Here is a 17,447-nt window from a genome sequence, read left to right on the forward strand (position 1 = left end):
TATAAATTTTAGAAAGAGGATTGCAATTTTATAAAATAATGAGTACTTTTGCCATCCGATTTGATAACAAATATAATTCAAGAGCGAGTCTCAAATAAAAAGCAAATATTATGGCAAAGGTTTGTCAACTAACTGGAAAAAGAACAAGAGTTGGAAACAATGTTTCTCACGCTAACAATAAGACAAAGCGTAAGTTTTTCCCAAATTTACAGACAAAGAAATTCTTCTTAGAGTCTGAAGGTGTTTGGGTACGTATGAAAGTAAGCGCTAAGGCGATTCGTACCATCAATAAGAATGGTTTCGAAAAGACTTTAATTGCTTCTGCACGTAAAGGAACTTTATCTGTATAGATTGTAAAATTTTTACGAAATTAGAGCCTCTTTGAAAATCAAAGAGGCTTTTTTTGTTTCTCATGCTTTCATCTGAAGATTATATACGCTACCAAAAACAGCTCAAAATGGCTGATTGGGGAGAAGAACAGCAGCTAAGCTTAGCTCAGGCTAGGGTATTGGTAGTAGGTGCAGGTGGATTAGCCAGCGGAGCTTTACCTTATTTAGCAGCAGCCGGTATTGGAAACATCATAATTATCGATGGAGATACCGTAGACTTATCCAATCTAGGTCGACAAGTTATTTATCAACAAGCTGATTTAGGAGAGTTTAAGGCGAAAAAAGCCGAAGCTTATCTCCAGGCTTTAAATCCGAGTGTTCAAGTTCAAGGGATTGCTCAAAAATTGACAGAAGAAAATGCGGAAAATCTAATTAAATCGGTGGATTTGGTAATCGATTGTACCGATAATTTTAAGACCCGTTATTTAATTAATGACCACTGCGTAGCCTCGGGAAAACCTTTTATTTATGCAGCTATTCATACCTGGGAAGGACATTTAAGTGTATGTAATATGCGGATGGCATCGGGTAAAATGAGCCCAACCTACCGTTGTTTCTTTCCGAATGAACCAGGGCCCAATGAAATACCTACCTGTGATGAAGCGGGTGTTTTAGGTTTTTTGCCAGGTATTTTAGGCATCATGCAAGCCAAAGAAGTTATTTTTTGTTTGGCAGGTATGCCTTCTCCTGCTCAAGGTGCCTTGATGACTTGGGATGCACAAGAAATGCGGAGCCACTTTTTTGCTTTAGAAAGAGATCCTTTGGCCGAAGAAAAGATTTTTCCTCCAACAGAAGATAGTGGGAAAGTACGGGAATTAAGTCCAGAGGAAGCTTTTGCCCAATGGCAAGCTGGTCAGATCGACTATCTTTTAGATGTACGTGAAGAAGATGAATGGGATTTTGCTCGCATCGAAGGAGCCATTCATATTCCTATGAATGAGATTCCATCCAAGCTAGCCATGTTGCCCAAAGGCTCCAAAGGATTAGTGCTTTGCCACCATGGCATGCGCTCTGCTCAAGTTATTGTCTACTTACAGCAGCAAGCAAGCTTCAAACATGTGTATAATTTAGCTGGTGGTATCGACGCCTGGTCTAGGCGCATAGATCCGGATATTCCTCGTTATTAAGAAACGATAGTACCGTATAAATCAAACTCTTCAGCACGGTCAATTTTGACTTGAACAAAATCTCCCAAACGGGCATATTGTTCTGCAGGAATTAATACTTCATTATCGACTTCAGGAGAATCAAATTCGGTACGACCAACAAAATAACCACTCTCTTTGCGGTCAACCATCACTTTGTAGGTGTTCCCTACGCGAGCTTGGTTAAGCTCTTCCGAAATGCCTTGTTGCAAGGCCATGATGTCGTCCGAACGCTCTTGCTTCACTTCTTCGGGTACATCATCTTGAACAGAGAAAGCGTGGGTGTTTTCCTCATGACTGTAATTGAAAATCCCCAAACGATCAAAACGCATACGTTCTACGAAGGAATAGGTTTCTTCATAATCTTCTTCGGTTTCACCCGGATAACCTGAAATCAGTGTAGTTCTCAAAGCAATAGTAGGCACTGTTCCACGGATGGTTTCAATCAAAGCCTCTGTTTTTTCTCGGGTGATACCACGGCGCATACGCTTCAAAACAGCGTCTGAGCCACTTTGTAATGGCATATCCAAGTATTTACAAATGTTCTCTCTTTCTGCCATGGTTTGCAAGATTTCTACTGGGAATCCTGCTGGGTAAGCATATTGCAAACGGATCCATTCAATGCCATTGACATCGGAAAGACGTTCTAATAATTCTTTTAATTTTCTACCACTTGGGCTTCCTGCTTCTTTGAAATCCAAACCATAAAAGGTCAAATCTTGGGCAATCAGGATGAGTTCTTTGGTGCCCTTCTTAGCAAGCGAACTTGCCTCTTTCACCAATTCATCCATCGGACGAGAAACGTGGTTACCACGCATCAAGGGGATGGCACAAAAGGAGCAAGGGCGGTCGCAACCTTCAGCGATTTTCAAATAAGCGTAATGCGCAGGTGTAGTCAATAGGCGTTCACCCACTAATTCGTGTTTATAATCCGCTTTTAAGGCTTTCAGTAAGCGTGGTAATTCATTGGTTCCAAAGAAGGAATCCACCAGTGGGATTTCTCTTTCCAAGTCATCTTTGTAGCGATGAGAAAGGCAGCCCGTTACGTAAAGCTTATCTATTTTGCCAGCTTCTTTGGCATCAGCATAGCGTAGAATGGTATCGATGGATTCTTGTTTGGCATTATCAATAAAGCCGCAAGTATTTATGACAACGATGTTAGCCTTATCTTTTTTGGCTTCATGGGTTACTTCCAAACCATTCCCTTTTAATTGGGTAAATAGCACTTCCGAGTCGACCAGGTTTTTGGAACAACCTAGGGTGATGATATTGATGGAAGGTTTGGCGACAACTTTAGTTTTCATGAAGCATGATTAAATGAACGTGCAATTTACGAAGAAAGAACGAAACCTCGATTTTTACCTTTTTTGTGTAATTTTTTCTTTTCGGGATACAAATTTTAGATTCTTTTTATAGTATTGCAGTTCACAAAATCTAAATGATAATATGAAGAAATTTATTTTAACCTGCTCTTTGATAGCCATGGGGATTGTTACCTTGGCTCAGAAAGCTAATACATTGACTAGCAAGGAGAAGAAAGAAGGTTATCAGTTGTTGTTTGACGGAACTACGTTAAAAGGATGGCATGCTTACAATAAACCAGGAACCATAGGGACCTCATGGTCTGTAACGGATGGAGAGATTGGATTTGATGTGACCAAAAAAGATGGTGGGGATTTAACCACAGATCAGGAGTTTGAAAACTATGATTTTTCAGTAGATTGGAAAATTTCACCTAAAGGAAATAGCGGTATTATTTTCAATGTAACGGAAGATCCAAAATACCATAGTTCTTATAATACTGGTCCAGAAATGCAGGTTTTGGACAGTGACGGACACCCAGATGGAAAGATTTTTAATCACCGTGCAGGAGATTTATACGATTTAATTCATTCATCGAAGGAGACTGCTAAGCCAGTTGGCGAGTGGAATACAGCACGTATTGTGAATAACCGCGGTTTATTGCAGTTATATTTAAATGGCGAGAAAGTCGTGGAAACTCGTTATGACGATGAGAATTGGAAAAAGATGATTGCTGGTTCTAAATTCAAAAACATGCCAGGTTTTGGTGTGAACATGAAAGGCCGTATTTCATTGCAGGACCATGGCAATCCAGTATGGTTTAGAAATATCAAGATTAAGAAATTGTAGTTGAAATAGATTGATGATAAAGGCCTGGGAGAGATCTCAGGCTTTTTTTGTGGAGTTTTATCAATATGTTGATAATATTGATTGATGGTTTTTTTGTTGATTTAGCGCAAGATTATTCTAAAAGATTTGCTTCAATTTTGAAATGTTAAAAACAAAGGAAGAAGCCGAAAATCCATTCAAAGAGTAGGCAAAAATCACTTAATTACCTAACCATGAAAAAAATATTTAATTTTAAAAGAGTTGTTTTGATATGTGTATTTACTAGTTTATTGTGTTACACATTTGTAGGTTTAAGTAATGATCCAAGTATTGAAGAATGTACAGATCCAGGTTGGCGTTTTTGGGGTTATAGTTATGGTTGTGCGTGGGCAAGTAGTGGAAATGGACACATTGCCAATAGCATGCAAGATGGTTCATATTGTGTTGTTTTAATTCCTTATGAAAGGTATATATTAGGAATTATGATTGAACAAGGGACTGTGGAAAAAAAGATTGCTTGTCCAGAAAATCATTAAACTAAAATGCAAAGATTTTATTTAGTAATATTTTTTTTGATATTCAATTATTGTGGGTATTCCCAAAATATACAAGGCAAATTATTGAGTCTTACAGACAGTTCTGCTGTCCCATTCGCTTCCATCTTATTTGAACATAAAAAAGTAGGCTTTCATTCAAATGAATTGGGTCAATTTATATTAAAGTCTAATCAGTCAATTGACACCATCAAGATTCGGGCTATTGGATTTTTGGATACCATATTAATTATTAATAAAGCTCGAATAAAACCTGATTTAATTGTTTTTTTAAAACCTAAATCAATTATTTTACCAGAAATAAAAGTTTTTTCAGGGATTAAATCATTCTCAAGTATGAAGCCTAGAAAAACAGGTGAACTACAACAATGGGGAGGTGTTGGGTCTCAATATGGTTTATTGTTAGATGACCCGAAATTGATGGGTCGAAAAATGATGAAAGTTCATTTTTATTTGGCACATGGAGGAAATTATAATTACCCATTTAGGATTCGTATTTATTCTATTGAACATGGAAAACCAGATATAGAATTAACGAAAGAAAGTATCGTTGTTCGCGCTAGTCATAAAGGTTGGAACGAATTTGATATTAGAAATTACGACATTTTTGTTCCAGATGGTGGGTGTTTAGTGGCGATGGAGTGGTTAAATTTTGAAAACGTGGTTTCAGTTGATCTAATTTTAACTCAAGGAAAATATGCTGGGCAAGTTCTCGGAATGGGTGATTATGGAAATCGTTATTTGGGTTTTGTTAAAGATGATTTTAGTACTTGGCATTTTAATGGAGATTATTTACCTAGATACGAATTACCTGATAAAAGTAAGTTTATGAATCCAATGATTCGTTTAACGGTGAAATAATGTCCTCAGAATTCCGCAGCTAATGGAATTATTAATAAAGTGAATCGAAGATTCACTTTCATCAGTTTACATGTTATTATGTGATTCAAATAGATAGAATAGTAAATCCATTGAATCTTGTAGTTCGTTATAACATATTTGGAACAGTTGGTGTTTTATTCCAACAATGTTAATGAAATTAAGAAAATAATACACATTTATAATGCAGCTATTCGACAGGTTCAGAAAGGTATGTCGAATTGTTGATAGAAAAGAATCTTCGATTCTCTTTCATCTGTGCAGAGGCTGTTTTGTGTTACAATTGGGTGAGATTGTAAATCCTTTGAATCTGTTTTCGACATAGCATATGTCGAAAACAGCGGGTTTTTATCAACTACCTGGTCCTTTCTTTTTTTTGAAAAAAAAGAAATACCAAAGTAATCAATGCTCAATCAAGTTCTTGTTATAGAAAATTCGATATGACCCTGCGGACCATGTCGAACAGCGGTTTGTACTTTAGTAGGACACAACGAAAATCTTCGATGTTGATTTATTCTTTAAACTTCTTACTGTTTAAGGTTTTCTGTTTTATCCATTGAATGGATATGTCAAATGGTGCCGTATCTCGGTCATCAGATACCGTATTGTGGCCTAATTTTGAAAACAAGGTATATTCAAAAGGTTTGCCTTGAACTTTAAATGTATTTAATTGCTCCATACATAACTTGACAGGAATTTGGATGTCTTTCTCGCCAAAAAGCCAAAGTCCAGGAATGGAAAGAGTATTTAGAGAAGTTTTAGGATCAGTTGCTACGAATTGATACTTGTCTGGGTCATTTTTAGTATGTTCACGAGCATCTTCATCGGTATGATTTTCCCAAAAGTGATTGTTTCCATTGGTATAAAATTGAAATCGAAGCTGTTCTAGCGTGGTAATGGTAGGACAACTAAATAAAACCATAAATGCTATATGGGGATTTTTGCTGGTAGCTATTGGAATAATCCATCCAGCTTGACTGAAGCCAACTAATCCAATGGGCATTTTTTTACCTTTCAAATAGGTTCGAAACGTATTGACTGCTGAATTAGCATCGTGAGATAACAAATTAAGATTAGTGGTGTCAATATTATTCGTGCCAACAGATGGTCCTACATATATACCACCAGATTCTCCAACTCCGCGTTTATCATATGTTAATACGGCAATCCCAGCTTTTGCAAGTCGCTTTGCGAATTCCATTTCTCTTTTTACAGGGTCAGAACCATGAACAATGACCACGGCTGCAAATGGATTTTTAGGTAGTAAAACTGAGCCTGCAAGGGTGATGCCCTGACTTTCAAACTTGATGTCCTGAATGACCAAGTTAGTCGATTGTGAAAATACGGAGAGAGGTAAGCAAATTAATAATATCCCAATATAGATGTTTGAGCAAAATTTGATTTTCATAATGAGGTCAAATGATTGGAGAAGAAAAGCTGGGATTATTTATAAATGGCTTTGTTAAATTTACGACAAGTGGTTTACAAATCTCATTTATTTGTCATTCGGCATGCCCCTTCAGAACATGTTGAAAAGTGGGAATTTACTTACTACAAGTGGATTACAAATCCCATTTATTTGTCATTCGACATGACCCTTCGGAACATGTCGAACAGCAGGAGAACAACTCTCCATTTACAATTTGTCAATGCCTGAAATAGGTTGACCGTTTAAAAGTAAAATTTTAAACTTAAAATCTATTAATTATGGCCAACAAAAAGTTGTATCTTCAAAGTGTGTCACAAAGACGTCTTCGTCATTTTAGTGACAGTTTTAAAATGGAGAAAGTTCGAGAAATAGAACAAGGTCGAACTCGAGTTTCAGAAATTTGTAAGCAATATGAAGTATCTGGGACCAATGTGTACAAATGGATTTCTAAATTCGGTACAATGAAAACCAATAAGACCCGAGTTATAGTAGAGACACAGAGTGATACACAAGAGTTGTTATTACTCAAGAAAAAAGTGGCTGAACTAGAGCGTATCGTAGGTCAGAAGCAAATCTTGCTTGACTTTAAGGATAAAATGATTGATCTAGCCGAACAGGCATATGGGGTTGATATTAAAAAAAAATTCGATTCCAAACCCTGCGATACTACTGGCTCACCCGAGAAAAACATCACTTCAGCTTAAATGAATTGTATCGAAGTCTTGGAATGAGTAAGCAAGCTGTACATCAACAGTTAAATCGACAAATCAAGCAGGAAAAAGTTCAACATCATTTATTAAAGGTCGTCGATGAAATTCGAGTAAAACACCCCACTATGGCTATTCGCTACTTGTACTATATGATAAAACCCGATCATCAGCAGATGATGGGAAGGGATTTATTTGAGGTATTTTGTAAGCAACAACATTTAACTAGGCCTAGAATACACTCCTTTATCAAGACGACAGATAGTCAAGGAGTAGTTCGGTTTGAGAATTTATTGATACATCAAAAACCGAGTCGAATAGACCAATATTGGCAGAGCGACATTAGTTATTATCAAGTCAATGGAATCTATTATTACCTTACTTTTATCATAGATGCCTATACACGTCATATAGTGGGTCATCACACCTCTAAAAGACTATTGACTACTCACACGACCATTCCAGCCTTACAAATGGCCATCAAGCTTAGAAAACAGAGGCGATTTGATGATTTAATACTTCATTCCGATGGAGGAGGTCAATATTATGCCAGAGAATTTTTAAGCGTGACTCAAAAATATGGGATCAAGAATAGCATGTGCAAATATCCCTGGGAAAATGGGAAAGCAGAACGCATCAATGGTATTATTAAAAACAATTATTTAAGGCATCGTAAAATCAATAACTTCGAAATGCTAGTCAAGGAAGTTGACCGCGCAGTATCACTTTATAATCTAGAAAAGCCGCATATTGAGTTAAATAAAATGTCTCCTATTGCATTTGAAAAAAAACTACTAAATTTAAATCAAGCTATAAGCTAAATACCTAAAATAATTGAATATGAATCAAGTATAAGTGACACAAAACGGTCAACGTCATTCAGGCATTCACAATTTACCATTCACAATTTACAACTTACCATTTACCATTTACCATTCCCCCATCTATCATCTATAACTTATAATTTATAATTTCCTTACCAACCCATTCCCTTCGTCTTCGTTCTAACTCTCAATAAATTCATATCTGCTGTGATGAATAGGGTAGAACCATCTTCTCCAAAAGCAACGTTGGCCGTAGCACTGCCCGCCTCAATTCTTCCTAATAGTTTACCTGCTGGACTGATGATTAACACGCCTCCTGGTCCTGTGGCCCATAAGTTGCCTGCTTTGTCAATTTTAAATCCATCAGGCGCTCCTTGCCAACCTTTTTTAGCTAATTCCGCTCCATCAAAGAAGATTTTACCTTCGCCTAAGTTTCCGTCCTTATCGACCGGGAATGCCTTCCAGATTAATCCTTTCGGATCCGATTGGCCTACGTACAAGATTTTTTCATCCGGACTAAAAGCCAATCCATTTGGACGGGTCATGTCTTTCACTTGCAAGCTCAATTCACCCTTTTTGTTTAATCGATACACGCCTTGAAAAGGTAATTCTTTAGCAGGTTCATCCTTACCTCTGCCAGGTAATCCATAAGGAGGGTCGGTGAAGTAATAATCCCCTGAGCTGTGTTGAACCAAATCATTGGGGCTATTTAATTTTTTTCCTTCAAATAAATGTGCCAAGGTTTTCTTTTTGGCAGGATTGTCCAAAGGCATTTCAGCAAGCCTTCTGTCGCCATGTTCACATGAAACCAAGTTGCCTTTTTTGTTGATAATCAATCCATTGGCACCGGGCTCTTCCGAATAAGGAACGGTTCCCGTATAGCCAGAAGGTTTTAAAAACACTTCCACTTCTTTGCCTGGAGCCCATTTATGAATGACATTTTCTGGGACATCCGAGAAAAGTAAATATTTCCCTTTTTTCACCCATACTGGCCCTTCTGACCAAGTATAGCCAGTTCCCAAAATTTCGATGGGTGAATTAACATCCAGTAATTGGTCCAAGGCAGGGTCCAATCGATGAATCTTACCAATGGTCGGATAGCTTTTTTCCTGTGCATTCATGCTAAAAAGGCTGCCTGTTAAACAGCAAAAGAGGTAAAAGATGGTTTTTTTCATGGTCTTGAGAAAAAAAATGTGGGCTGGTTTGGCCCACATTTCATTGAAAAAATCAACTTATATATTATGTTTCTTCATTTCTTTTACTGCAAAATCGGCCGCACGGGCTGTTAATGCCATATAAGTTAAGGAAGGATTCACGCAAGATGCCGAAGTCATTGAGGCACCATCGGTCACAAAGACATTTTTAACTCCATGAACTTGGTTGTTGGCATTCAATACAGAAGTCTTAGGATCACGACCCATACGTGCCGTTCCCATTTCGTGAATGGCCATACCTGGATAAGAACCATTATCAAATGCTCTTACGTTTTTCAAGCCAGCGCTTTCCAACATTTCACGGGCATCTTCCATGATGTCTTTACGCATTTTCTTTTCGTTTTCCTTGAATTCTGCGTCAAATACCACAACTGGTAAACCCCACTTATCTTTGGTAGTTGGATCTAAATACATTTTGTTTTCATGGTATGGCAAAGTCTCCCCAAAACCACTTAAACCCATCATCCATGGACCTGGTTTAGTCATCGATTCTTTGTAGTCGATACCGAAGTTCAAATCACCTACACCACGATTCCAGCCTTGACGAGAACCACTGCCTTGGTACCCAAATCCACGTAAATAATCACGCTTATCGTTGCCAATGTTACGGTAACGAGGAATGTAGATACCATTAGCTCTACGACCAATGTAGTATTTATCTTCATCACCTTCCCAAACTCCACTCGCACCAATTTTGAAGTGGTGATCCATCAAGTTGTGTCCTAATTCTCCTGAATCATTACCGAATCCGTTCGGGTAGCGGCGAGATTTAGAGTTCAATAATAAGGCTGTAGTACTTACAGTTGATCCACAAACAAAAATGATTTTAGCGTAATATTCACGCACATCTTTGGTAACAGTATCAATCACACGTACACCTTTAGCTTTTTGTTTTTGCTCATCGTAAAGAATCTCCGATACCAAAGAATCTGGACGAAGCGTCATTAAACCTGTCTTAGCCGCTGGAGGCAAGGTACAAGATTGTGAACTAAAGTAGGCACCATAAGGGCAGCCTAAACGGCACTTATTGCGATATTGGCAAGCACTACGTCCAATACCTAATTGTGCTTGTTTCGCTTCGGATAAGTTAGCCACACGACCGATCGTCATGTTACGTCCTGGGAAGTTTTTCTCAATACGTTTTCTTACTTCCTTTTCTACGCAATACATGTCCATCGGTTTTAGAAATTCCGAATCGGGCAATTGAGGTAGGCCCAAAGCTTCACCCGAAATACCGACGTGTTTTTCTACGTAAGAATACCAAGGTGCAATGTCCTTGTAACGAATGGGCCAATCTACAGCAATACCATCTTTTAAGTTGGCCTCAAAATCGATATCACTTAAACGATAGGTTTGGCGTCCCCACATGATGGATTTCCCCCCTACGATATTCGGACGGAACCAGTCGAAACGTTTTTCTTCTTTGTACATGGAGTCGGAATCATTGAACCAATAGGTTTCCGTCATCTCATTGTAGGGATAATCACGCGCTAATTTTGGGTGAGTAGCCTTTTGTTCGTTGGTTAATAAACCATTGTATTTAAAGTCCCAAGGATCTTTGTAGCTAGGGGTATAACCAGTTACGTGCTCCATTTGACGACCGCGGTCTAGGACTAATACGCGCAAACCTTTCTCTGTTAATTCTTTGGCAGCAAATCCACCCGATACTCCTGATCCTACGATGATGGCATCGTATGTTTGATTTTTTATTGAATCTATATTTAAGTTCATTGTTATTCTAGTCTTGACATGAAAATTAAAGAGCCCACGTTTTTTGTCCTGGTGCTAATGGCATACAGCCATCGAATTTACCTGGGATAGGAAGGTATTCCAATGCCTTGGTAGCACCAATTTCAGAAGTGAAATAACCGGTAGTGGTTAATTCTTTCATCATGAAAAAGAAAGGAGTAGGAGCTTTTTTTCCTTTATTGGCAGTTCTTTCTGCATCAGATTCCAGCATGATGCCAGTAAGTGCTTCTTTCTTTTCTACGGCGCTAGCTTGTGCAAAAGATTTACCTGTTTTGGCTTGACAATTGGCTTCTAATTTCGCTAAACCAGCATAAAAATGCTCTTGTTCTTCTTTAGGATAGCAATCACGTACCACACGAACAATGAATTTTTCTACACCAGCAGCTTTAGCGCCAGGAGTACCACTGTTTGGGATGATTACATCGGCAACTTCAGCTAATAAAGACTCTTGATCAGCCGTCACACTGACAAATGCCCCATGGTTTAACTTTTCTCCACGCAGTCCAGCCATGGCAGGGGCAGAAACAACACCACCCATTAACATGACCACACGCTGTACAGCTTCTCTACGGTTAATGTTCATATTCAAATTAATTTATAAGGATTCAAGGTTAATGCATTGAAATAGTTCAATTTTTTCCATACGGATTTCAAATATATACAATTATAGCAAAAATACTAGTGGGTATTGGAGGTCATTTCTAAAAAAAATATTACGTAATTTGTGCCTATAATTCATGTATATGCCCATTTTAGCCGCTGATTTAGTTCGTCAAGTTCAGTCAGCCATTCAATCCTTATATTCACCTCAAGAAGTAGATGCTATAGCCTATTTGATGGTGGAGATGAGCACAGGTGCATCAAGGATGGATTGTTTGTTGGGAAAAGAAGTGGACGAAGTCCCGAATTGGGAAAGTTCCTTAGCTAGATTAGCACAGCATGAACCATTGCAATATGTATTGGGTAAAGGCTGGTTTCGAGATCGTATTTTTGGATTAAATCCACATACTTTGATTCCAAGGCCAGAAACAGAGGAATTGGTAGAACTGGTTTTGGGAAAAATACCTCATGAAAATATGCCATGTAAGCTATTGGATGTAGGGACGGGTTCTGGTTGCATTGCGATTTCCATAGCGTTGGAGTCCCCTCAAGTCCAGGTTTCTGCTTGGGAAATTTCTCCAGATGCCCAAAGACAGGCAATACAGAATGCAAAATCACTTGGAGCCCATGTGACCATCGAACTACAAGATGTTTTTCAATGGTCTACACGTATCGATTCTGAAACTTGGGATATCATAGTGTCCAATCCGCCTTATGTGATGTTTCAAGAAGCAGCACAAATGGAAAAACATGTAACAGCATTTGAACCTGGACTTGCGCTTTTTGTCCCAGATGCTAATCCCCTAATTTTTTATCAGGTGCTTGAAAGCATGGCATCCAAGCATCTTCGAGGGGGTGGTTGGATCATGCTAGAAATTAACCAAGCACTCGGAAAAGAAACAAAAGCTCTTTTTTCAACGAATCGTTGGAAAAATGTGGAATTGAAACAAGATTTTCATGGGAAAGATCGTTTTGTTATAGCTCAGAAGGACATTTAAATAAGGAATCTTACATTTGTCAGGGAATTGGAACATTTATCCTTTTAAAAGCATTTTAATGGAAATTTGCTTAGGACAGATAGTAATTTGTATACCTTTGCAGAGCAAAAATTTTAAAACAATATCAACAATGAACAGAAAACTTTGGATTGCTTTGGGCGTCATTGCTCTTGTGATTTTTTGGGGAGTCGGAGTACGTAATGGATTGGCTACTAGTGACCAAGAAGTAAAAGGATCTTGGGCCAATGTACAATCGGCTTATCAGCGTCGTGCTGATTTGATTCCGAACTTAGTTAAAACAGTGCAAGGAGTTGCCAATTTTGAGAAATCAACGTTAACTGCGGTGATTGAAGCACGTGCAAGTGCTACCCAAATGAAATTGGATGCCAAGGATTTAAGTCCTGAAAATATGCAAAAATATCAAGCGGCTCAATCATCTTTAGGTGGAGCATTATCACGTTTGATGGTGGTTGCAGAAAATTATCCTCAGTTGAAAGCCACAGAAAATTTCTCGGAATTGCAGGCTCAATTGGAAGGAACAGAAAACCGCATTAAAGAAGAGAGAGATCGTTTCAACGAATCGGTTAAATCTTATAATAGTAAAGTGGTTACTTTTCCGAATAACCTAATTGCTTCATTCTCTGGATTTACGGAGAAAGGATATTTCGAAGCAGAAGCTGGTTCTGATAAAGCTCCAGAAGTTAATTTCGAAGAGAAGAAATAAAGATGCACATTAGCCAGGAACAGCAAGCTGAAATTTTACAAGCCATTAAAGAAGCTGAATTAGGAACTTCTGGTGAAATTCGTGTGCATATAGAGAGTCATTGTGAAGGGCACCCGATCGAGCGATCGAAGGTGCTCTTTTTTCAATTAGGCATGAATCAAACTGATTTGCAAAATGGTGTTTTGGTTTATCTAGCCATTAAAGATCGTAAATATGCCATTATTGGGGACAAAGGGATTGATGCCCATGTAAGCCCCGAATTTTGGGAAACAATACGAGATGAAATGAGGCCATATTTGGCCAAGAATGAAATAGGAGCAGGATTAGCTTGGGGTGTTCGTCGGATTGGCGAAGTGCTCACCATGTATTTTCCTTATCAAAAAGACGATATCAATGAGCTCACGGATGAGTTGTCCTTTGGGGCTTAAAATTATACGCTTATTTATATTAAGCATGGCTTTCATAAGCCTGTCTATGCCCTTACTTTTGGCTCAATCGGGTATTCCTGAAAAGCCGAGTGGTTATGTGGTCGATTTGTCCAATAAATTAAGCCCTGAAGAAAAACAAAATTTAGAACAAAAATTGAGGGGCTATGCGGATAGCACATCCACTCAATTGGAAATAGTCATTGTGCCTACAACGGGTAATACTGATCCGTATGATTATGCCATGGAAATTGGAAAATCTTGGGGTGTGGGCCAAAAGGATAAAAACAATGGATTGGTTTTGCTGATTACTTCGGAAACCCGCAAGATTAGGATAGTTACAGGAAGGGGCTTGGAATCAGTTTTACCTGATGCTATTTGTAAACGGATAATCAATCGAATTTTAAAACCAGCCTTAAAAAAAGGAGATTATTTCGGTGGTATAGATGCCGCTACGACAGAAATGATGCAGCGGGCAAGTGGAACCTTTCAATCGGATGGAGAAGGTGAGCAACAAGATGGAATTCCTTTGGTATTCATCATTTTAGTATTCTTTATAATCATCACGATCATTCGTGCCATCAAGAATCGAGGTGGGGGATCTGGTCCAGGTTCAACCGGTGGAGGCATGTTTTTTCCACCAATCTTTATGGGTGGAGGTAACTCAGGAAGAGGCTTTGGTGGAAATGGCGGAGGAGGTGGTTTTGACTTTGGTGGTTTTGGTGGTGGCGATTTTGGTGGTGGAGGAGCAGGAGGAGATTTTTAACAGATGTAAATAACATGGTACAACAATTAATTCAAAATTCATTAGCGGAGTCTCAATCGGTTTTAGACCGATTTGTCAATAATCCAAAACAAATACAAGCCATTGAAGCTGCTGCACAAGTATTGGTGGAGGCACTAAAGAATGGCCATAAAATCATTTCATGTGGCAATGGTGGCAGTCATTGTGACGCCATGCATTTTGCGGAGGAGTTATCAGGTCGTTATCGAGAAAATCGTCCAGCTTTAGCAGCCATGGCTATTTCAGATCCCTCTCATATCACTTGTGTAAGCAATGATTTTGGATATAATTTTGTTTTTTCTCGTTTCATTGAAGGATTAGGACAAGAAGGAGATGTTTTAGTAGGCATTTCAACGAGTGGAAATTCAGCTAGTATTATAGAGGCTGTATCAGCAGCGAAGCAAAAAGGCATGAAAGTGATTTTGCTAACTGGGAAAGATGGAGGTAAATTAGCCAATTTAGGAGATGCTGAAATTCGTGTGGAGCACGAAGGTTTTGCAGATCGTATCCAAGAGATTCACATTAAGGTAATTCATATCATGATTCAATTAGTGGAGTACCATATTTTCGGTCGAAAATAGTCAAGGTGCCAACATAATTTAAATGCCTTAGATGTCGATCTAAGGCATTTTTTATTCCATTCAGAAAATGAATCTCATGAAAAAGCCCCTGAGATATCAGAGGCTTTTGGTATTTATTTTAAATAAATCTAGTATTCTCCTTCCGCTTCATTACTACCCATGAGCACATCCACTACGCGGGAGAAAATATTTTTAATACCTGGTTTATCATTTCCACCTTTTCCGGATTCCTTTTGACTATCTCCAATCGTAGCTGGTTCATGGTCCTCTGCTGGTATAGCTTGGTCTAATTGTTCGTAGTAGACTTGAACTAAACCGATAGCAGTAGCAAAGGAAGGATCATGGATTTCTTCTGACGCATGCGAGTTTTGAACGACCATAGGAACACCAATTCGGCATTCTAAATCAGTTACTTTTTGGAATAACTCTGCAATATCAGGCAATTGAGCTCCACCACCGCATAGCACGATACCACTTTTGAAGGTTTGTGGTTCTCCTACTTTACTGATTTCAGCAACAATTTTAGCGGCTAATTCTTTTAGGCGCTCTTCTAAAATAATGGCTAAGTTTTTAACGGATATAGGAGTAGGTTTGCGACCTGCAATACCAGGAATCATGACTACTTCATTGATGTCAATCAATTTACTAACGGCAGAACCAAAGGTTGTTTTTAATGCTTCGGCATTTTCTAAGGAAACATTTAAACCGATTCTAATATCTTCCGTCAAACGATCGCCTCCCCAATTTAAGATACTAGCTTGAACCAATCTTTTATTTTGATAGACACTGATTTCCGTAGTACCACTTCCGATATCCACTAGAACAACACCTTCTTCTTTTTCTTCAGGACTTAATACGGCAGTAGATGCGGCAATCGGGCTGAAATAAACATTGCCTTTTTTGATATGGTCAGACTCGGCAGCCACCAAGCATTGAACCAATAAGCCATATTTATCTGGATTAGCCGTTACAACCATGAAATCGGCTTGTATTTTTTGACCAATCTGTCCAACTGGATCTAAAGTGGTTGGTAAATTGTCAACTTTAAAACCAATGGGTAAAGTATGTAAAATGCAAGGATTTTTCTCTGCAATGGGTTTTTTAGCTTCGTCAATTAAAGCGTAAACCTCTTGAAGTGAAACTGCTTCACGCGGGTTTTTACGAATTTTAGTGCTCGAATAAGGTTGCACATTGATGTGACTACCTGATAGATTGGAGGCAAAGTAATAATCAGTATTTTTACCTTCCAATGCTCCAGAAATCTTTTTTAAAGCCTCTGCAATTGCAGCAGTTGTTTTATGGATATTGACAATTTCTCCTTGTAGAATATTTCCAATGGTATTGGCTTTACCAGATGCAATGATCTCTAATTTTCCAGAAGCATTTTGTCTGCCAGCTACAGCCCTAACGAAGGAGCTACCAATGTCCAATCCGATGATTAAATCGTTCCGCATAATTTGTTATTGAAGATTACTCTAGCCTACAAGGAAGCCATAAAGGGTTAAAAATAGCTATTTTGACTAATAATCGCAAATAACCTGATTCTTATATTTTAAGCGTACCCAACGATAGGTATTCCAACCTTTATTGGGGATTATTTTCTTATAAAAAAGGGCAAGTTTTTTGAATTTTGTATCAATATTGATCGGTAAACCGAAGTCGACCCGAGTGATTCCTAAGGTAGGAATCATCACAACGCCACCATCTTCAGCTACCTCTAATTGGGATATTTGTGCTCTCCAGAACTCATTATTGTTGATGAATTCGAAGAGCTGTATCAAGTGTTTTCCTTTGGTATCACTTAGGTTTTTTCGGTTCTTTTTGAAAAATGGTCCAGATACAACCAATATCCTTGGAGTAAAGAGAGGGCTTGTTCCAATGAACTTACCATCTTGAGTCACGTATTGGTCGCTTAGATTAGAATCATTGAGGGTATTTCTCAGGATACGTGCAATGGGACTATACTCTTTGACAGAAATGATGATTTTGCCAGAAAAATCAAAATGTGCTTCACAGGATTTTACCAAATGAATTCGCTTGACGCGCTCTTCCATCTGGTGTAAAGAAATATTTTGAAGGTATTTGCCTACGTAATATCTCGTTCCTTGTTCGGTAACAACATTATTGATATCTTTTTTCCCCAGTAAGGGTCTCTCGTTTTCGGAATCTAACTTAACAACGATCCCTGTACATTTAATATCATTGTACGCCAAATCGGAATAGATAACGGCAGCAACGCCCATGCTCAACAAGATGATTAAGCTGATTAATCGTTTGATTAGTGCCCACTTACTTGTATTTAATAGAGCCATGTA

The 17,447-nt window shown here is 38.4% G+C and carries 19 protein-coding genes; 12 read left to right on the forward strand and 7 right to left on the reverse strand.

Annotation, left to right across the window (positions count from 1 at the left end; genetic code table 11):
* Positions 1 to 110 precede the first annotated feature (110 nt).
* Together rpmB and HME7025_RS02965 are read left to right on the forward strand one after the other, a co-directional pair.
* Entirely contained in the window at positions 111 to 350 is a 240-nt protein-coding gene (rpmB, locus tag HME7025_RS02960; protein WP_109322213.1) for a 50S ribosomal protein L28, read from the forward strand.
* A gap of 62 nt (positions 351 to 412) precedes the next feature.
* A complete protein-coding gene (locus HME7025_RS02965; RefSeq protein ID WP_109322214.1) occupies positions 413 to 1,516 on the forward strand; it encodes a ThiF family adenylyltransferase in 1,104 nt (367 codons plus the stop codon).
* On the opposite strand, the gene rimO is transcribed toward HME7025_RS02965, so the two are convergent.
* Positions 1,513 to 2,838 (reverse strand): 30S ribosomal protein S12 methylthiotransferase RimO, encoded by a 1,326-nt coding sequence (rimO, locus tag HME7025_RS02970; protein WP_109322215.1) that lies wholly within the window; start codon positions 2,836 to 2,838, stop codon positions 1,513 to 1,515. The genes HME7025_RS02965 and rimO overlap by 4 nt on opposite strands.
* 142 nt (positions 2,839 to 2,980) lie before the next feature.
* On the opposite strand from rimO, the gene HME7025_RS02975 reads away from it, so the two are divergent.
* The 3 genes from HME7025_RS02975 to HME7025_RS13360 all read left to right on the forward strand — a co-directional run bounded on the left by HME7025_RS02975 (position 2,981) and on the right by HME7025_RS13360 (position 5,079).
* Complete coding sequence (locus HME7025_RS02975) at positions 2,981 to 3,685, forward strand: 3-keto-disaccharide hydrolase (RefSeq protein WP_109322216.1); 705 nt, start codon at positions 2,981 to 2,983, stop codon at positions 3,683 to 3,685.
* A 212-nt stretch (positions 3,686 to 3,897) separates the two neighbouring features.
* Positions 3,898 to 4,200 carry a hypothetical protein gene (locus HME7025_RS02980; RefSeq protein WP_109322217.1) on the forward strand — a complete coding sequence of 101 codons (303 nt, stop codon included), beginning with the start codon at positions 3,898 to 3,900 and terminating at the stop codon, positions 4,198 to 4,200.
* Between the two features lie 354 nt (positions 4,201 to 4,554).
* Positions 4,555 to 5,079 carry a hypothetical protein gene (locus tag HME7025_RS13360; RefSeq protein WP_154401919.1) on the forward strand — a complete coding sequence of 175 codons (525 nt, stop codon included), beginning with the start codon at positions 4,555 to 4,557 and terminating at the stop codon, positions 5,077 to 5,079.
* A gap of 529 nt (positions 5,080 to 5,608) precedes the next feature.
* On the opposite strand, the gene HME7025_RS02990 is transcribed toward HME7025_RS13360, so the two are convergent.
* A complete protein-coding gene (locus HME7025_RS02990; protein WP_109322219.1) occupies positions 5,609 to 6,505 on the reverse strand; it encodes an alpha/beta hydrolase family protein in 897 nt (298 codons plus the stop codon).
* A 299-nt stretch (positions 6,506 to 6,804) separates the two neighbouring features.
* Here HME7025_RS02990 and HME7025_RS02995 point away from each other — a divergent pair, with 299 nt between their 5' ends.
* Both HME7025_RS02995 and HME7025_RS03000 read left to right on the forward strand, forming a co-directional pair.
* A complete protein-coding gene (locus HME7025_RS02995; protein ID WP_109322220.1) occupies positions 6,805 to 7,230 on the forward strand; it encodes a transposase in 426 nt (141 codons plus the stop codon).
* 23 nt (positions 7,231 to 7,253) lie between these two features.
* Positions 7,254 to 8,054: a DDE-type integrase/transposase/recombinase gene (locus HME7025_RS03000; RefSeq protein WP_109322221.1), complete on the forward strand. Its 801-nt coding sequence runs from the start codon at positions 7,254 to 7,256 to the stop codon at positions 8,052 to 8,054.
* A gap of 155 nt (positions 8,055 to 8,209) precedes the next feature.
* Here HME7025_RS03000 and HME7025_RS03005 read toward each other — a convergent pair whose 3' ends face one another.
* The 3 genes from HME7025_RS03005 to HME7025_RS03015 are packed head-to-tail and all read right to left on the reverse strand — an operon-like array spanning position 8,210 to position 11,597.
* The gene (locus tag HME7025_RS03005; RefSeq protein ID WP_109324945.1) at positions 8,210 to 9,232 is read right to left on the reverse strand and encodes an SMP-30/gluconolactonase/LRE family protein; all 1,023 of its coding nucleotides are present in this window, start codon (positions 9,230 to 9,232) and stop codon (positions 8,210 to 8,212) included.
* A 57-nt stretch (positions 9,233 to 9,289) separates the two neighbouring features.
* The gene (locus HME7025_RS03010) at positions 9,290 to 11,002 is read right to left on the reverse strand and encodes a GMC oxidoreductase (RefSeq protein ID WP_109322222.1); all 1,713 of its coding nucleotides are present in this window, start codon (positions 11,000 to 11,002) and stop codon (positions 9,290 to 9,292) included.
* A 25-nt stretch (positions 11,003 to 11,027) separates the two neighbouring features.
* A complete protein-coding gene (locus HME7025_RS03015; RefSeq protein ID WP_109324946.1) occupies positions 11,028 to 11,597 on the reverse strand; it encodes a gluconate 2-dehydrogenase subunit 3 family protein in 570 nt (189 codons plus the stop codon).
* A gap of 166 nt (positions 11,598 to 11,763) precedes the next feature.
* Here HME7025_RS03015 and prmC point away from each other — a divergent pair, with 166 nt between their 5' ends.
* The 5 genes from prmC to lpcA all read left to right on the forward strand — a co-directional run bounded on the left by prmC (position 11,764) and on the right by lpcA (position 15,132).
* Complete coding sequence (gene prmC / locus HME7025_RS03020; RefSeq protein ID WP_161956200.1) at positions 11,764 to 12,618, forward strand: peptide chain release factor N(5)-glutamine methyltransferase; 855 nt, start codon at positions 11,764 to 11,766, stop codon at positions 12,616 to 12,618.
* 130 nt (positions 12,619 to 12,748) lie between these two features.
* Positions 12,749 to 13,342 (forward strand): LemA family protein, encoded by a 594-nt coding sequence (locus HME7025_RS03025; RefSeq protein ID WP_109322224.1) that lies wholly within the window; start codon positions 12,749 to 12,751, stop codon positions 13,340 to 13,342.
* Between the two features lie 2 nt (positions 13,343 to 13,344).
* Positions 13,345 to 13,770 carry a TPM domain-containing protein gene (locus HME7025_RS03030; protein ID WP_109322225.1) on the forward strand — a complete coding sequence of 142 codons (426 nt, stop codon included), beginning with the start codon at positions 13,345 to 13,347 and terminating at the stop codon, positions 13,768 to 13,770.
* A 25-nt stretch (positions 13,771 to 13,795) separates the two neighbouring features.
* The gene (locus HME7025_RS13545) at positions 13,796 to 14,533 is read left to right on the forward strand and encodes a TPM domain-containing protein (RefSeq protein ID WP_262495134.1); all 738 of its coding nucleotides are present in this window, start codon (positions 13,796 to 13,798) and stop codon (positions 14,531 to 14,533) included.
* A 14-nt stretch (positions 14,534 to 14,547) separates the two neighbouring features.
* Positions 14,548 to 15,132, forward strand: a complete 585-nt coding sequence (gene lpcA / locus HME7025_RS03040) for a D-sedoheptulose 7-phosphate isomerase (protein WP_109322227.1) — start codon at positions 14,548 to 14,550, stop codon at positions 15,130 to 15,132.
* A gap of 128 nt (positions 15,133 to 15,260) precedes the next feature.
* Here lpcA and ftsA read toward each other — a convergent pair whose 3' ends face one another.
* Both ftsA and HME7025_RS03050 read right to left on the reverse strand, forming a co-directional pair.
* Entirely contained in the window at positions 15,261 to 16,586 is a 1,326-nt protein-coding gene (gene ftsA / locus HME7025_RS03045; RefSeq protein ID WP_109322228.1) for a cell division protein FtsA, read from the reverse strand.
* A 66-nt stretch (positions 16,587 to 16,652) separates the two neighbouring features.
* Entirely contained in the window at positions 16,653 to 17,444 is a 792-nt protein-coding gene (locus HME7025_RS03050; RefSeq protein ID WP_109322229.1) for a cell division protein FtsQ/DivIB, read from the reverse strand.
* Positions 17,445 to 17,447: the final 3 nt, after the last annotated feature.

It is taken from the genome of Aquirufa nivalisilvae, assembly GCF_003143535.1.
Classification (GTDB): Bacteria; Bacteroidota; Bacteroidia; order Cytophagales; family Spirosomataceae; genus Aquirufa; species Aquirufa nivalisilvae.

Excerpts from the sequence above, each read along its gene's own strand:
- rpmB (WP_109322213.1), top strand. The coding sequence starts at position 111 with ATGGCAAAGGTTTGTCAACTAACTGGAAAAAGAACAAGAGTTGGAAAC.
- HME7025_RS02965 (WP_109322214.1), top strand. The coding sequence starts at position 413 with ATGCTTTCATCTGAAGATTATATACGCTACCAAAAACAGCTCAAAATG.
- rimO (WP_109322215.1), bottom strand. The coding sequence starts at position 2,838 with ATGAAAACTAAAGTTGTCGCCAAACCTTCCATCAATATCATCACCCTA.
- HME7025_RS02975 (WP_109322216.1), top strand. The coding sequence starts at position 2,981 with ATGAAGAAATTTATTTTAACCTGCTCTTTGATAGCCATGGGGATTGTT.
- HME7025_RS02980 (WP_109322217.1), top strand. The coding sequence starts at position 3,898 with ATGAAAAAAATATTTAATTTTAAAAGAGTTGTTTTGATATGTGTATTT.
- HME7025_RS13360 (WP_154401919.1), top strand. The coding sequence starts at position 4,555 with ATGAAGCCTAGAAAAACAGGTGAACTACAACAATGGGGAGGTGTTGGG.
- HME7025_RS02990 (WP_109322219.1), bottom strand. The coding sequence starts at position 6,505 with ATGAAAATCAAATTTTGCTCAAACATCTATATTGGGATATTATTAATT.
- HME7025_RS02995 (WP_109322220.1), top strand. The coding sequence starts at position 6,805 with ATGGCCAACAAAAAGTTGTATCTTCAAAGTGTGTCACAAAGACGTCTT.
- HME7025_RS03000 (WP_109322221.1), top strand. The coding sequence starts at position 7,254 with ATGAGTAAGCAAGCTGTACATCAACAGTTAAATCGACAAATCAAGCAG.
- HME7025_RS03005 (WP_109324945.1), bottom strand. The coding sequence starts at position 9,232 with ATGAAAAAAACCATCTTTTACCTCTTTTGCTGTTTAACAGGCAGCCTT.
- HME7025_RS03010 (WP_109322222.1), bottom strand. The coding sequence starts at position 11,002 with ATGAACTTAAATATAGATTCAATAAAAAATCAAACATACGATGCCATC.
- prmC (WP_161956200.1), top strand. The coding sequence starts at position 11,764 with ATGCCCATTTTAGCCGCTGATTTAGTTCGTCAAGTTCAGTCAGCCATT.
- HME7025_RS03025 (WP_109322224.1), top strand. The coding sequence starts at position 12,749 with ATGAACAGAAAACTTTGGATTGCTTTGGGCGTCATTGCTCTTGTGATT.
- HME7025_RS03030 (WP_109322225.1), top strand. The coding sequence starts at position 13,345 with ATGCACATTAGCCAGGAACAGCAAGCTGAAATTTTACAAGCCATTAAA.
- HME7025_RS13545 (WP_262495134.1), top strand. The coding sequence starts at position 13,796 with ATGGCTTTCATAAGCCTGTCTATGCCCTTACTTTTGGCTCAATCGGGT.
- lpcA (WP_109322227.1), top strand. The coding sequence starts at position 14,548 with ATGGTACAACAATTAATTCAAAATTCATTAGCGGAGTCTCAATCGGTT.
- ftsA (WP_109322228.1), bottom strand. The coding sequence starts at position 16,586 with ATGCGGAACGATTTAATCATCGGATTGGACATTGGTAGCTCCTTCGTT.
- HME7025_RS03050 (WP_109322229.1), bottom strand. The coding sequence starts at position 17,444 with ATGGCTCTATTAAATACAAGTAAGTGGGCACTAATCAAACGATTAATC.